The 12843-nt window shown below is 62.3% G+C and carries 14 protein-coding genes; 13 read left to right on the top strand and 1 reads right to left on the bottom strand.

The window, feature by feature from the left end; translation table 11 throughout:
- Positions 1 to 71 precede the first annotated feature (71 nt).
- The 13 genes from rpsB (at position 72) to Q8R81_RS11835 (ending at position 12152) form a co-directional block, all read left to right on the top strand.
- On the top strand, positions 72 to 902 hold the full coding sequence (gene rpsB, locus Q8R81_RS11895; protein ID WP_305299810.1) for a 30S ribosomal protein S2: 831 nt from the start codon (positions 72 to 74) through the stop codon (positions 900 to 902).
- Between the two features lie 99 nt (positions 903 to 1001).
- The gene (tsf, locus tag Q8R81_RS11890; RefSeq protein WP_305299808.1) at positions 1002 to 1937 is read left to right on the top strand and encodes a translation elongation factor Ts; all 936 of its coding nucleotides are present in this window, start codon (positions 1002 to 1004) and stop codon (positions 1935 to 1937) included.
- Between the two features lie 98 nt (positions 1938 to 2035).
- The gene (gene pyrH, locus Q8R81_RS11885) at positions 2036 to 2755 is read left to right on the top strand and encodes a UMP kinase (protein WP_305299806.1); all 720 of its coding nucleotides are present in this window, start codon (positions 2036 to 2038) and stop codon (positions 2753 to 2755) included.
- Positions 2756 to 2795: 40 nt separating this feature from the next.
- A complete protein-coding gene (gene frr, locus Q8R81_RS11880; RefSeq protein ID WP_305299804.1) occupies positions 2796 to 3362 on the top strand; it encodes a ribosome recycling factor in 567 nt (188 codons plus the stop codon).
- A gap of 36 nt (positions 3363 to 3398) precedes the next feature.
- Positions 3399 to 4154: a polyprenyl diphosphate synthase gene (uppS, locus tag Q8R81_RS11875; protein WP_305299803.1), complete on the top strand. Its 756-nt coding sequence runs from the start codon at positions 3399 to 3401 to the stop codon at positions 4152 to 4154.
- On the top strand, positions 4132 to 4974 hold the full coding sequence (locus tag Q8R81_RS11870; RefSeq protein WP_305618075.1) for a phosphatidate cytidylyltransferase: 843 nt from the start codon (positions 4132 to 4134) through the stop codon (positions 4972 to 4974). The genes uppS and Q8R81_RS11870 overlap by 23 nt, the downstream gene beginning before the upstream one ends.
- Positions 4962 to 6134 (top strand): 1-deoxy-D-xylulose-5-phosphate reductoisomerase, encoded by a 1173-nt coding sequence (gene dxr, locus Q8R81_RS11865; protein WP_305618073.1) that lies wholly within the window; start codon positions 4962 to 4964, stop codon positions 6132 to 6134. The genes Q8R81_RS11870 and dxr overlap by 13 nt, the downstream gene beginning before the upstream one ends.
- Before the next feature lie 16 nt (positions 6135 to 6150).
- A complete protein-coding gene (gene rseP / locus Q8R81_RS11860; RefSeq protein WP_305618071.1) occupies positions 6151 to 7272 on the top strand; it encodes an RIP metalloprotease RseP in 1122 nt (373 codons plus the stop codon).
- A 244-nt stretch (positions 7273 to 7516) separates the two neighbouring features.
- Positions 7517 to 10102 (top strand): outer membrane protein assembly factor BamA, encoded by a 2586-nt coding sequence (gene bamA / locus Q8R81_RS11855; RefSeq protein ID WP_305618069.1) that lies wholly within the window; start codon positions 7517 to 7519, stop codon positions 10100 to 10102.
- Positions 10102 to 10770, top strand: coding sequence for an OmpH family outer membrane protein (locus tag Q8R81_RS11850; protein ID WP_305618067.1), 669 nt, complete (start codon positions 10102 to 10104; stop codon positions 10768 to 10770). The genes bamA and Q8R81_RS11850 overlap by 1 nt, the downstream gene beginning before the upstream one ends.
- 32 nt (positions 10771 to 10802) lie before the next feature.
- Positions 10803 to 11270 (top strand): 3-hydroxyacyl-ACP dehydratase FabZ, encoded by a 468-nt coding sequence (gene fabZ / locus Q8R81_RS11845; protein WP_305618065.1) that lies wholly within the window; start codon positions 10803 to 10805, stop codon positions 11268 to 11270.
- Positions 11271 to 11372: 102 nt separating this feature from the next.
- Entirely contained in the window at positions 11373 to 11597 is a 225-nt protein-coding gene (gene rpmE / locus Q8R81_RS11840; protein WP_039337458.1) for a 50S ribosomal protein L31, read from the top strand.
- A 114-nt stretch (positions 11598 to 11711) separates the two neighbouring features.
- Complete coding sequence (locus tag Q8R81_RS11835) at positions 11712 to 12152, top strand: MarR family winged helix-turn-helix transcriptional regulator (protein WP_305618059.1); 441 nt, start codon at positions 11712 to 11714, stop codon at positions 12150 to 12152.
- On the opposite strand, the gene Q8R81_RS11830 is transcribed toward Q8R81_RS11835, so the two are convergent.
- On the bottom strand, positions 12153 to 12788 hold the full coding sequence (locus tag Q8R81_RS11830; RefSeq protein ID WP_305618057.1) for a 2OG-Fe(II) oxygenase: 636 nt from the start codon (positions 12786 to 12788) through the stop codon (positions 12153 to 12155). It lies immediately after the preceding gene.
- Positions 12789 to 12843 lie beyond the last annotated feature (55 nt).

The following is a 12843-nucleotide window of genomic DNA, read 5'->3' as shown; positions in this document are numbered from 1 at the left end:
CGTATCCATTCCGGTCCTCCATCAGGAGGGTTTGCCTGCGGAGGTTAACCGGAAAAAGGACGAAAAAGCCTATGGCGCTTCCTGAATTCTCCATGCGTCAGCTCCTGGAAGCTGGCGCCCACTTCGGCCACCAGACCCACCGCTGGAACCCGAAGATGGACCGCTACATCTTCGGCTCGCGGTCGAACATCCACATCATTGACCTGTCGCAGTCGATCCCGCTGCTGCACCAAGCTCTCGTCAAGGTGCGCGAAGTCGCCGCCGGCGGCGGTCGCGTGCTGTTCGTGGGTACTAAGCGCCAGGCTTCCGAGCCGGTCGCCATCGCCGCCAAGCGCAGCGCCCAATACTATGTGAACCACCGTTGGCTGGGCGGCACGCTCACCAACTGGCGCACCGTGTCGGGTTCCATCCAGCGTCTGCGTGAGCTGGAAGGCCTGCTGGAAGGCGAAGGCCAAGGCCGTTCCAAGAAGGAACTGCTGCAGATGACTCGCGAGCGCGATAAGCTCGAGCTGAGCCTCGGCGGCATCAAGGACATGGGCGGTATTCCGGACCTGATGTTCGTGATCGACACCAACAAGGAGTCGATCGCGATCCAAGAGGCTCGCAAGCTGAACATCCCGGTCATCGCGATCCTGGACACCAACTGCGATCCGGACGGCATCACCTATCCGATCCCAGGCAACGATGACGCCGCGCGCGCCATCCAGCTCTACTGCGACCTGATGGCCGACTCGGTCCTCGACGGTCTCGCCGCCGGCCAATCGGCCTCGGGCGTCGACCTGGGCGCTTCCGTCGCGCCGATCGAGCCGACTCTGGCGCGAGAGCTCACGCCGGAGCCCCAAGCTGCCGAAGCCGCCTCGGAGGCTCCGGCCGCCGAAGCTCCGGCCGCCGACCAAGCCTAAGCCTGAGACGCTTCGGCGTCTCACCGGTTGACGTCAAACGATCATGGCCGGGCCCCATAAGGGGTCCGGTCAAACCATTCCGACTAGAAGGAGCTGACTATGGCGGAAATCACCGCTGCGCTGGTCAAGGACCTGCGCGAGAAGTCCGGCGCCGGCATGATGGACTGCAAGAAGGCCTTGCAGGAAAACAACGGCGACATGGAAGCAGCCGTCGATTGGCTGCGCACCAAGGGCCTGTCCAAGGCCGCCAAGAAGTCTGACCGCGCGGCCGCCGAAGGCCTCGTGGCCGGCAAGCTGAGCGACGACGGCAAGACCGGCGTGCTGATCGAGCTGAACGCCGAGACCGACTTCGTGTCGAAGAACGATCTGTTCCAGACCGCGGCCCGCGACTTCGCGGCCATCGGCCTGGAAATCGAAGGTGTGGACGCCATCACCGCGGCGAAGACCGCCAAGGGTGAAGTCGTCAGCGACGTGATCACCAACCTGATCGCGACCATCGGCGAAAACATGCGTCTGCGTCGCTCGGCTCGCCTGTCGGTGAGCGAAGGCGCCGTCTCCCTCTACCTGCACAACGCGCAGGGCGAAGGCGTCGGCCGTCTGGGCGTGCTCGTGGCTCTGGAAGGCGCTGGCGATCAAGCCGTGCTGAAGGATGTCGGCCGCAAGATCGCTCTGCACGTGGCCGGCACTCCGACCCCGCCGCTGGCGCTGAACGAGGGCGACCTCGATCCGGCCGCCGTCGAGAAGGAAAAGAAGTTCCTGACCGACCAAGCGCTGGAATCGGGCAAGCCCATCGGCGTCGTCGAGAAGATGATCGAAGGCCGCATCCGCAAGTGGCAGGAAGAAGTGGTGCTGCTGAAGCAACCCTTCGTCATGAACCCGGATCAGACCATTGAGCAGCTGATCGCTGAAACCGCCAAGGAAACCGGCTCGCCGGTGACCGTGAAGGCGTTCGTGCGCTTCGCCCTGGGCGAAGGCGTCGAGAAGAAAGTGGACGATTTCGCCGCCGAAGTGGCGTCGATGACCGGCCAGGGCTGATTTAGCCCAAATTGAGTGCCCCAAGGGCGCCGTGCGTTCGACGCGCACGGCGCCCTTGGTTTATGTAGTACAGCCCAGATTCTCGACGGATGCCGCCGATGCCCGAAGCCCAGCCCCGCTACAAGAAGATCCTCTTGAAGATGTCGGGCGAGGTCCTGATGGGCGACGCGCTGTTTGGCATCGACACCAAGACCATCGAAGCGGTCGCCGAGGACATCAAGGAAGTCGTCGAACACGGCATCGAACTCTGCCTGGTGATCGGCGGCGGCAACATCTTCCGTGGCGTTTCGCTGGCCGGGAAGGGGATGGACCGCGCCAACGCCGACTACATGGGCATGTTGGCCACCGTGATGAACGCGCTTGCGCTGCAGGGCGCGTTGGAAAAGGTGGGGGTTTATACCCGCGTACAGTCGGCGATCCCGATGGACGCGGTGTGCGAGCCCTACATCCGCCGCCGCGCGCTGCGTCACCTGGAAAAGGGACGGGTGGTGATCTTCGCCGCGGGGCTTGGCGCCCCGTTCTTCACCACCGATACGCCCGCGGCCCTGCGGACGGCCGAGATGGGCTGCGACGCGCTCTTCAAAGGGACCAGCGTGGACGGCGTCTATACGGCCGACCCCAAGAAGGACCCGAGCGCCCAACGCTACGAAACGCTGAGCTATCAGGAAGTGCTGGCCAAAGACCTGCGGGTCATGGACGCTTCAGCCATCGCCCTGATGCGAGACAACAAGACCCCGATCGTGGTGTTTTCTATCCGCGAGCGGGGTAATTTCCTCAAAGTACTAAAGGGACAGGGCGTCTTCACCACCATCGCCTGACGCCTGGTCCAGACACACTAGAAATACGGGAGAAGCTCCTATGGCTGCTGCGGAAAAGCCGGTCCTGGCTCGTTACAAGGATCGTATGGACAAGGCCATCAGCGCCCTCAAGGACGAGTTCGCGAGCCTGCGCACCGGACGTGCGACGGCTGGCCTGCTCGACCAGGTCATGGTCGAGGCCTATGGCTCGTCAGTGCCGATCAACACTGTGGCGTCGGTCAGCGTGCCTGAACCGCGCTCGATCAGCGTCAGCATCTGGGACCGCGCCATGGTGATCCCGATCGAGAAGGCGATTCGAAACGCCGGCCTCGGCCTGAACCCGGTCGTGGACGGACAAAGCCTGCGCGTGCCGGTTCCGCCGCTGACGGAAGAGCGTCGTCGGGACTTGGCTAAGATCGCCGCGAAGTACGCCGAGCAGCAGAAAATCGCCATTCGCAACGTTCGACGTGACGCCAACGACGACCTTAAGAAGGCCGAGAAGGACAGCACGATCACCCAGGACGAACAGCGGCGCATGGAAACCGAGGTTCAGAAGTTCACGGACGAGTCGATCAAGCGCGTCGACGAAGCCTTGAAAACCAAAGAACAAGAGATCATGCAGGTTTAATCGTCCTAGATAGGCGGGAGGACGAACGGGAACCCCATGGCTACGGTCGATCAAGAGCAGCCCCAGGCGCACGCGCCCTTGCACGTGGCCATCGTCATGGATGGCAACGGGCGCTGGGCGAAGCGTCGCGGTCTTCCGCGCTCGCTCGGCCACCGCGCTGGGGTCGAATCGCTCAAGCGCACTGTGGCCGCCGCGCCGGACCTCAATGTCCGATGGCTGACGGTCTTCGGGTTCTCGACCGAGAATTGGAGCCGCCCCGCCGCCGAGGTCAGCGAGCTGATGGCGCTGCCAAAGCGCTACTTCGAGAGCGACCTTGCGCGGCTTGAGCGCGACGGCGTGCGTGTCCGGGTGCTGGGCCGGCGAGAAGGGCTCTCGGCCGATCTGGTGAAGATGCTGGACGAGGCCGAGCGCCGTACCGCCCACAATGACAAGTTCTTCCTGCAGATCGCCTTCAACTATGGCGGCCAGGCGGACATCGTCGAGGCGGCGCGCAAGTTCGCGGCCGAGGTGGCGGCCGGTCGGGCCTCGCCCGGGGACCTCGACGAGGCGGCTTTCGCTGCGCATCTGTCGACTGGGGCCGGACCTGCGCCTGACCTGGTGATTCGCCCCTCCGGCGAGCAGCGGCTATCCAACTTCCTGCTGTGGGAGTCGGCCTATTCCGAGTTCGTGTTCCAGGATGTTCTCTGGCCGGACTACGGCGCCGAGCACCTAGAGGCGGCCATCGACGAGTTTTACAAGCGCGAGCGGCGATACGGCGGCGCCGTGGCCGATGATGTCCTTGCCACCGGCTAGACGTTTCGACTGGTCCAATCTGGCGATCCGCGTCGCCTCGGCCACGGTCCTGGTGCCCGCGGTGCTGGGTGCTGTCTGGTTTGCCGACTATCCGGGCCTGAGTTGGCTATTCCTGGTGCTGGTCGCGGTCGCGGTCGCGCTGCTGGCCATCGAATGGGGTGCGATGACCGCGCCGCATGCGCCGATCCGGGTTTCGACCGCCCTGACCGTGGCGATCCTGGCGGGGGCGTTCTTGGCGCACTCCGGTCATATGCCGTTGGCGTGGGGGGCGGCGGCTCTTGGCGCTATTGCCGCTGCGCTGGTGGCGCGGGGCGTCGCCGAACGGCCCACCAACGCTGCATTTGGCGTAATTTATCTGGCTATTCCCGTCATCTGCCTGGTGTGGCTGCGCTGGATGCCGGAAGGCCGGCAATGGACGGTGCTGCTGTTCGTGGTCGCGTGGGCCGCCGACATCGCGGCCTTCGCGGTGGGCAGCGCGCTTAAGGGGCCAAAGCTGTGGCCCAAGTTCTCTCCCAATAAGACATGGTCCGGGCTCATCGGCGGGCTCATCGCGGCGGCTGGCGCTGGTGTAGCGATGGCCGCATTCAGCGACATCGTGCTCAGCCTGCAGGCCGGCGCCCTGATCGGCCTGGTTGGCGGTCTGGCGACCATGGCTGGCGACCTGTGGGAATCGATGCTCAAGCGCCGCTTCGGCGTAAAGGACTCCGGCGATCTCATTCCGGGCCATGGAGGATTGCTTGATCGGGTCGATGGGCTGATGTTCGCCGCTGTCGTCTTGGCCGCCGCCCGCCTGATCAACCATCTGGGATGGGCAAATTGACTTTACCGCGTCGCGTCAGCGTTCTGGGTTCTACAGGTTCGGTCGGGGTTTCCACCCTGGACCTGCTGGACAAGGCCGGGGCGGAGGTCGAGGTCTCGGCTCTGACGGCCGGCAAGAACGTCGAACGTCTGGTCGAACAGGCGCTTCGCTGGCGGCCGAAATTGGCGGTCATCGAGGATGAAACCAAGTACGACGAACTGCGCGCACGCCTAGCCGGCTCTGGCGTCGAGGCCGCCGCCGGATCCGGCGCGGTGGCGGACGCGGCCGCTGGCGACGCCCAATGGGTGATGTCGGCCATCGTAGGCTTCGCGGGCCTGGCGCCGACCATGTCGGCGGCCAAGGCTGGCGCTGTGATCGGCTTGGCCAACAAGGAAAGCCTGGTTTGCGCCGGACCCTCGCTGCTTCGGACCGCCAAGTTCGCGGGCGGGGCGGTGATCCCGGTCGACTCGGAGCACTCGGCGATCTTCCAGGTGCTGGACCCGATGAACGCCCAGCATGTGAGCCGCCTGATTCTGACTGCCTCTGGCGGCCCGTTCCGAGGCTGGACCATGGAGCAGATGGCCCATGCGACGCCGGAGCAGGCGGTGGCCCATCCGAAGTGGGACATGGGCGTCAAGATCTCCATCGACTCGGCCACGATGATGAACAAGGGCCTCGAATTCATCGAAGCCTATCACTTGTTCCCGGTCGGGGTTGAGCGGCTGCGGATCATCGTGCACCCGCAATCCGTGGTTCATTCGATGGTCGAATACCGCGATGGGTCGACGCTGGCGCAGTTAGGCCCGTCGGACATGCGCGTGCCCATCGCTTCGGCACTGGCATGGCCCGCACGCATGGACACACCCTGCACGCCGCTCGATCTCGCGGCCATCGGCCAATTGACCTTTCGCGCGCCTGATGAGCAGCGTTTCCCCGCAACCCGCGTCGCGCGTGAGGCGGTGATCGCAGGCGGGGCGGCCCCTGCCACGATGAACGCCGCAAACGAGATCGCGGTTGCCGCTTTCCTTGACGGTCAGATTGCGTTCACCCACATCGTGCAATCGGTTGAGGACGTGCTGTCGCGCGCTATGCTCGCCGCACCGGCCTGCCTCGACGATGTTATTACCATTGATGCCGAGGCGCGTGTGCGAGCCAGAGAACTGATGGAGCGCGTGAATTGATGAAGGTTGTGCGCCGATGACACCGCTGGAAAGCCCCGGCATTCTCACCACCGTGCTGGCCTTCGTGCTGGTATTGGGACCACTGGTTTTCATCCACGAGCTTGGTCACTACCTTGTCGGTCGCTGGTTCGGGGTCAAGGCAGACGTGTTCTCGATCGGTTTCGGCAAGGAACTGATGGGCTGGACCGACAAGCGCGGCACCCGCTGGAAGCTGTCCGCTCTGCCGCTGGGCGGCTATGTCCAGTTCGCGGGCGACATGAACCCGGCCAGCCAGCCCAATCCTGAATGGCTTGCGCTCCCGGCTGAGGAGCGCAACCGCACCTTTCAGGCCAAGCCGCTGTGGCAGCGCTCGCTGATCGTGCTGGCAGGCCCCGTAACCAATCTCCTGTTCGCCGTCCTTATCCTCGCTGGCTTCACGCTTGCTTATGGCAAGGTTGTGGTCCCGCCCGTGGTGGGCGAGATTCAAAGTGGTTCCGCCGCTGACCGCGCCGGTGTTGAACTGGGTGACCGCATCGTTTCGATCCGGGGCAAGGCCGTGGATTCGTTCCTCGATGTGCGCCTCGAAGTGGGACAAAACCCGGGCGAGCCGCTCGATCTGGTGGTGCTGCGCGAAGGACGGCAGGTCGAACTCGCCGCCCGCGCCGAAGTGAAAGATCTGAGCGACCGCTTCGGCAACACGCAGAAGATCGGCTTCCTCGGCATCGGGCCGAAATCGTTCGAAGTGGTGCGTGTTGGCCCGGTTGATGCGGTGGTCGATGGCGTGAAGCAGACCGGCAGCATCATTTCGATGATGGTCAACGGCATCGGCCAGATCATCACCGGCAAGCGCGAGGTCAAGGAACTTGGCGGCCCAATCAAGATTGCCAAATATTCCGGCGAGCAGCTCGTTTCGGGCTGGCAGGCCTTCGTTGGTTTTGTCGCGCTGATCTCGATTAACTTGGGGTTCATTAACCTCCTGCCAATCCCGGTGCTCGACGGGGGCCACCTTGCTTTCTACGCGGCGGAAGCCATTCGCAGGAAGCCGGTTGGCCAGCGCGGGCAGGAGTGGGCATTCCGCACCGGCCTCGCGTTCGTCATGGCGCTGATGCTCTTTGTCACGATCAACGACGTGGCATCGCTCAAGGTCTTCGGAGGTTAACCTTCATTGCGTGTGCCCGTGCGGGGGCGCGATCTTCGGACCATCAAGGGGTTGGGTCGGAAATCGTTTACGGAATGTCTTTCCACAGAAATGCGGGGCAATGTTTGCTTGATTGGCCTTGTTGCATCGGGCAGAGGGCTGCATTGCTTGCCGTGGCTGGACACTCATCACGGGCGTCCAGCTGCCACTTAATACGGGATGGCGCTTGGTGATGATTCGACGGAACGCGGCACGGGCAGGCAAGATGTCCCCGCTCGGAGCTGCATTGCTCGCCACTAGCGGGCTTGTCGCAGTCCCGCAGATAGCATTCGCGCAAGCCGCGCCGGTGGAGCAGCCCGCTGCGTCGGCCGCCTCGGCGGCGCCCGCTGCGGTTCCTGCCCCTGTCGGAGATGTCATCCGCACGGTGACGGTGCAAGGTTCGCAGCGGCTCGAAGCCGATACGATCCTGTCGTACATCCGCCTGCGTCCCGGCCAGACATACACTCAGGTCACGGGCGACCAGGCCCTGAAAGACCTTTACGCGACCGAACTGTTCGCTGACGTCTCGATCCGCAACAACGGCGGCGACGTGGTGGTTCAGGTCAAGGAAAATCCGGTCATCAACCGCATCATCCTTGAGGGCAACAAGCGCCTCAAGGAAGACAAGATCCTGCCCGAGATCAAGCTGGCGGCGCGCCAGATCTTTACCCGATCAAAGGTCCGCGCCGACGTTTCGCGCATTATCGAGCTGTACAAGCGGCAGGGCCGCTTTGCCGCCAGCGTCGAACCGAAGATGGTCATGCTTGACCAGAACCGCGTCGACATCGTGTTCGAGATCAGCGAAGGCCCGAAGTCAAAGGTCCGCCAGATCAACATTCTGGGCAACGAAAAGTTCTCGGACGGAGATCTGCGCGGCCAGATGGTGACCAAGCAGGCGCGTTTCTTCCGCCTGTTTTCCTCGGGGACCAGCTATGATCCCGATCGCCTCGCGTTCGACCAGCAGAAGCTGCGCCAGTATTACCTGACCGAAGGCTACGCCGATTTCCGCGTGGTCTCCGCCGTGGCCGAACTGACCCCTGACAAGCGCGACTTCATCATCACTTACGTGGTGGAAGAAGGCGATCGCTACAAGTTCGGCGATGTGAAGGTCGACAGCCAGCTGCGCGATTTTGACAGCGACAAGCTGGCAGCCAACCTGCCGATGAAAGCGGGCGACTGGTACAACGCCAAGCTCGTCGAAGATCAGGTCGATGCCCTGACCGAAACCGCCGGTGCATTCGGCTATGCCTTTGCCGATGTGCGCCCCGATTTTGCGCGCAACAAGGATGACCTGACGATGTCGGTCACCTTCCGCATTGCCGAAGCGCCACGCACTTATGTCGAGCGCGTGGATGTGAACGGCAATACGCTGACGCAGGACAAGGTCATCCGTCGCGAGTTCCGCATCGCCGAAGGTGACGCGTTCAACACCTTCCAGATCAAGCGTTCGACCAACCGCATCAAGTCGCTCGGCTACTTCCAGGAAAAGTTCGAGGTTGAGCAGAAGCCGGGCAGCGCGCCCGACCGCATCATCCTTGAAGCCAATGTCGAGGAAAAACCGACTGGTGAACTGCAGCTTTCAGCCGGGTTCTCCAGCCTCGAAAGCTTCATTTTCCAGGGCTCGATCCGCCAGAACAACTTCCGCGGTCGCGGCCAGACGATCGGTCTCTCGGTCGACTACTCGCGCTATACCCGGTCGGTGCAGGTCAGCTTCACCGAGCCGTACCTGTTCGATAAGAACATCTCGTTCGGCATGGACGTGTACCGGCGCGATCAGAACAGCTTCAATTTCAGCGGTCAAAGCCGCAGGAATACATACGAGCAAGCAACGACAGGTTTCTCGGCGCGTGTTGGCGTTCCGCTTACGGAGTTCATGTCGCTCATTGGTCGATACACGTTCAACATCGACGATGTTACGCTGGATCAGGACCAATTTTACATTAACGGCCAGTGCAGCGTACTGCGAGCAGGACGCTACCTGTGCGACGCCATCGGCAAACGCACCAGTTCAATTCTTGGGGCATCGTTGGTCTATGATACCTTAGACAACCGCGTGCGCCCGACGCGAGGTAACCAAGTTATTGTCGGGGCTGACTTCGCAGGACTTGGCGGTTCGGTAAAATATGCCCGCGTGACTGCAAATGCATCAAAGTTTTGGCCCGTTGGTGGAGGCTTTATCTTTTCCGTGCGTGGGGAAGGCGGGGCGATCAAGCCGCTAGCAAGCCGTTCGAACGATCCGACAGTTGATGACGTCTATCTGACCGACCGGTTTTTCCTCGGAGAACCGCAAATTCGCGGCTTCGATATTCGTGGCGTTGGTCCTCGCGTCCTGCGCAAATTCGTCGGCACAGATGGCACCATTTCCCAAGATCGGAACCAATGGCAAGATGATGCTATTGGAGGCCGTTACTATTATCTCACTCGCGCCGAGCTTGAAATTCCGTTGGGTTCGGGTGCGCGTGAGCTGGGCCTTCGTCCATCGATTTATGTTGATGCAGGGGCTGTGTGGGGGATTACAAATCCGCTGACCGTCAATCCCAACAATGTTCTGTATTATCAGAACACTACCACTGGGGTGATCATCACAGACACCGCAGGGATTACTCCCGAGCAATTAGCTGCGCAGTACAGCAAAGTTCAGTATGTCGAGGAATACGTCGGAAACTCGCCTTCGCCGCGTATTTCCGTCGGTATCGGCGTAAACTGGAACTCGCCGTTTGGGCCGTTCCGTCTCGATTTTGCCAGAGTCCTCAAGAAGGTCGATGGCGACGACCCCAAGACCTTCACCTTTAACGTGGGAACCCAGTTCTGATGAAACTCCGTTATGCTTCCGCGCTTCTCGCGGGTCTCGCCGTTGTGGCCGTCACGCCGACTGCCGCTGTCGCTCAGGCTGCCGTGCAGGGCATCGCCATTGCCAATCCTTCGGCCGTGGTTGGCGCTTCTGCCGCGTTCCAGACCGCGCAATCGCAGCGCCCGACCACCTACAAGCCGCAGATCGATCAGGCCAATGCGCGCAAGACCCAGATCGAAGCGCAGCTCAAGCCGCTGATCGACAAGCTGCAGGCGGATTCGAAGGTTGCCAACCCGAACCGCGCGTCGCTGCAGCAGCAGTATGACCAGATCCAGCAGATCGAACAGGCTGGCCAGGCCGAGATCCAGAAGATTCTTGAGCCGCTGAACCTTTCGCAGCAGTACGTGCTCGAACAGATTGGCGACAAGCTGGACGCTGCCACGCAGGCTGCGATGGACAAGAAGAAGATCACGCTGGTGCTCGATTCGCAGAGCGTGATCAAGGCAGGCCAGACCTACAACCTCAATCAGGATATTCTGGCCGAGTTGAACAAGCAGATCCCTTCGGCCCAGCTTGTGCCGCCCGCAGGCTGGATGCCGCGCGCGCAGCGTGAACAGCAGGCTCAGGCACAGGCCGCGCAGCAGCCTGCCGCCGGTCAGCCCGCCAACCGGGCGCCTGAAGGCCGTTAAGGCTTTCGGTTCCAATACAGGGTTCTGGGGAAATGACCGAAGAGACGGCTCCCGCCGTGATCACCGACTACGACGTGCGCAAAGTGATGGCGGCGCTTCCGCACCGCTATCCCTTGTTGCTCGTCGACCGTGTAGAATCGATCACGCTGAATGAACGCATCCACGCGGTGAAAGCCGTGTCGATGAACGAGCAGTTCTTCCAAGGCCATTTCCCCGGCCGCCCGATCATGCCCGGCGTCCTCCAGATTGAGGCGCTGGCGCAGGCTGCTGGCGTTCTCGCGGTGGAATCCCTTGGCCTCGCAGGCTCGGGCAAGCTCGTCTATTTCATGGCGATTGAAGAGGCCAAGTTCCGCAACCCTGTGGAACCCGGCGTTCTGCTCGATCTCCACGTCGAATTCACGCAGAAGCGTTCGCGCGTGTGCAAGTTTGCCGGCAAGGCCATGATTGGCGACAAGGTGACCTGCGAAGTCAGCTTCACCGCGATGATTGCCGACGCCTGATCCGATCACTGACGCTGGACAATAGCGCCACTTTCGGTTAGGCGCGCGCCCTTACAGATTCTTGCGGCCGGTCGGAACCGGCTGCGCACCGGAGTTAGACGCATGAAGACTGGCATTCACCCCGACTACCACATGATCAAGGTGCAGATGACCGACGGCACCGTTTTCGAGACTCGCTCCACCTGGGGCAAGGAAGGCGACACGCTGGCGCTCGAAATCGACCCGACTTCGCACCCGGCATGGACCGGCGGCACCCGCCAGCTCGATCAGGGCGGCCGCGTTGCCCAGTTCAACAAGCGTTTCGGCGGTCTTTCGCTCAAGCGCTAAGACACAGCCAACGCTGGAAATTCAGGGAAGGGCGGCTTCGGTCGCCCTTTTCTTTGCGTGGAACGCAGGGCTTCGGGCATTGCTATCGGCGATAGCTGTCTTAAAGAACGTGTCATGACGTTGACCAATTCCCTCGAAAGCCGCCTCGGCTATCAGCTTCGCCGGGCATCGGCGGTCATGATGGCCGATCTCTCCCGCGAACTCGCAGACCTTGATCTGCGCCCCGCTGAAGTTACGACGCTATTGGTCATCGCAGAGAACCCTGATTGCTCGCAGACCGAAGTGGGGCAGGCGCTGGCGATCAAGCGCGCCAACATGGTGCCGATTATTTCGCGCCTGATGGAGCGCGGACTGGTGGACCGCCGCCGCCTCGATGGCCGCAGCCACGCGCTAAGCCTGACCGATGAAGGCCGCAAGACGGCGGATGATGCAGTGGCGCGGATCGAACGACACGAAACCCGCTTCACCGAGCTGCTTGGCTCCACCGATTCTGATGCTCTGTTCCGCTGCCTGCCCGTTATACGCGCAGTGCTGGATGCTGACGCTGAACTCTGATCAGCCCCACACCTTCTCCCGGTACCACTTCGTAATCACGTACTTCAGCCCCTTGCGCACCTTCATCGCGTGATGAAGCGTGCACGGGTTGCCGCTGCCGTCGGGCCGACGGTTGTTCCAGCACACCAGTTTGCCGCGCTCGGCCTGGATGATCTTGTCGATTACCTTGAACCGCGTCGCGCCGCCCGCTTCCACATCGTTGAGGTAGACCATGAAGGTCCATGTGCGTTGCCCCGCCACGCTGCAGAACTTCTCGAAATCCACACCGCCCGGATCGAAAAAGTCGGTGTGTGCCTTGAACTCCTGCCCCACGTCGTAGCGCTGCCCTTGAATCGGCTCGCCAAACTGCCGGTCGATTCCCGATAGTGCCGAAAGCTTTGCGTCCAGCGCGGCAACCTCCGGCGCGTCCATGTGCAGGTCGCACGTCTCGCTGGTGCGGAAATAGTGATCCCCATCGGCATCGGCGAGCGTCGAGGGCCGCCGCTCCCGCTCGATCCGCGCCACCAGCGCCGCGCATTCCGCCTCGGACAGGAAATCGCGGAGCACGAACATTTCCAGCCGGGGCGAGGGCATGCGCATCATGCCGGGCAGCGACATCAGGCGTTCGGCAGACGATTCGTTGGCGGGAAGTGTCATCGCGCGCAGCCTATCGCAGCCCCGCTTCGCGCTGCAACTTGAACCTGCTGGCTTG

This window comes from Novosphingobium sp., from assembly GCF_030696665.1.
Taxonomy (GTDB): Bacteria; Pseudomonadota; Alphaproteobacteria; order Sphingomonadales; family Sphingomonadaceae; genus Novosphingobium.
Note: the sequence above shows the minus strand (reverse complement) of the source record. Positions and strands in the feature narration are given on the sequence as shown.

Bases quoted from the DNA above. Each gene is read 5' to 3' on its own strand.
- rpsB (WP_305299810.1), top strand. From the start codon at position 72: ATGGCGCTTCCTGAATTCTCCATGCGTCAGCTCCTGGAAGCTGGCGCC.
- tsf (WP_305299808.1), top strand. From the start codon at position 1,002: ATGGCGGAAATCACCGCTGCGCTGGTCAAGGACCTGCGCGAGAAGTCC.
- pyrH (WP_305299806.1), top strand. From the start codon at position 2,036: ATGCCCGAAGCCCAGCCCCGCTACAAGAAGATCCTCTTGAAGATGTCG.
- frr (WP_305299804.1), top strand. From the start codon at position 2,796: ATGGCTGCTGCGGAAAAGCCGGTCCTGGCTCGTTACAAGGATCGTATG.
- uppS (WP_305299803.1), top strand. From the start codon at position 3,399: ATGGCTACGGTCGATCAAGAGCAGCCCCAGGCGCACGCGCCCTTGCAC.
- Q8R81_RS11870 (WP_305618075.1), top strand. From the start codon at position 4,132: ATGATGTCCTTGCCACCGGCTAGACGTTTCGACTGGTCCAATCTGGCG.
- dxr (WP_305618073.1), top strand. From the start codon at position 4,962: ATGGGCAAATTGACTTTACCGCGTCGCGTCAGCGTTCTGGGTTCTACA.
- rseP (WP_305618071.1), top strand. From the start codon at position 6,151: ATGACACCGCTGGAAAGCCCCGGCATTCTCACCACCGTGCTGGCCTTC.
- bamA (WP_305618069.1), top strand. From the start codon at position 7,517: ATGTCCCCGCTCGGAGCTGCATTGCTCGCCACTAGCGGGCTTGTCGCA.
- Q8R81_RS11850 (WP_305618067.1), top strand. From the start codon at position 10,102: ATGAAACTCCGTTATGCTTCCGCGCTTCTCGCGGGTCTCGCCGTTGTG.
- fabZ (WP_305618065.1), top strand. From the start codon at position 10,803: ATGACCGAAGAGACGGCTCCCGCCGTGATCACCGACTACGACGTGCGC.
- rpmE (WP_039337458.1), top strand. From the start codon at position 11,373: ATGAAGACTGGCATTCACCCCGACTACCACATGATCAAGGTGCAGATG.
- Q8R81_RS11835 (WP_305618059.1), top strand. From the start codon at position 11,712: ATGACGTTGACCAATTCCCTCGAAAGCCGCCTCGGCTATCAGCTTCGC.
- Q8R81_RS11830 (WP_305618057.1), bottom strand. From the start codon at position 12,788: ATGACACTTCCCGCCAACGAATCGTCTGCCGAACGCCTGATGTCGCTG.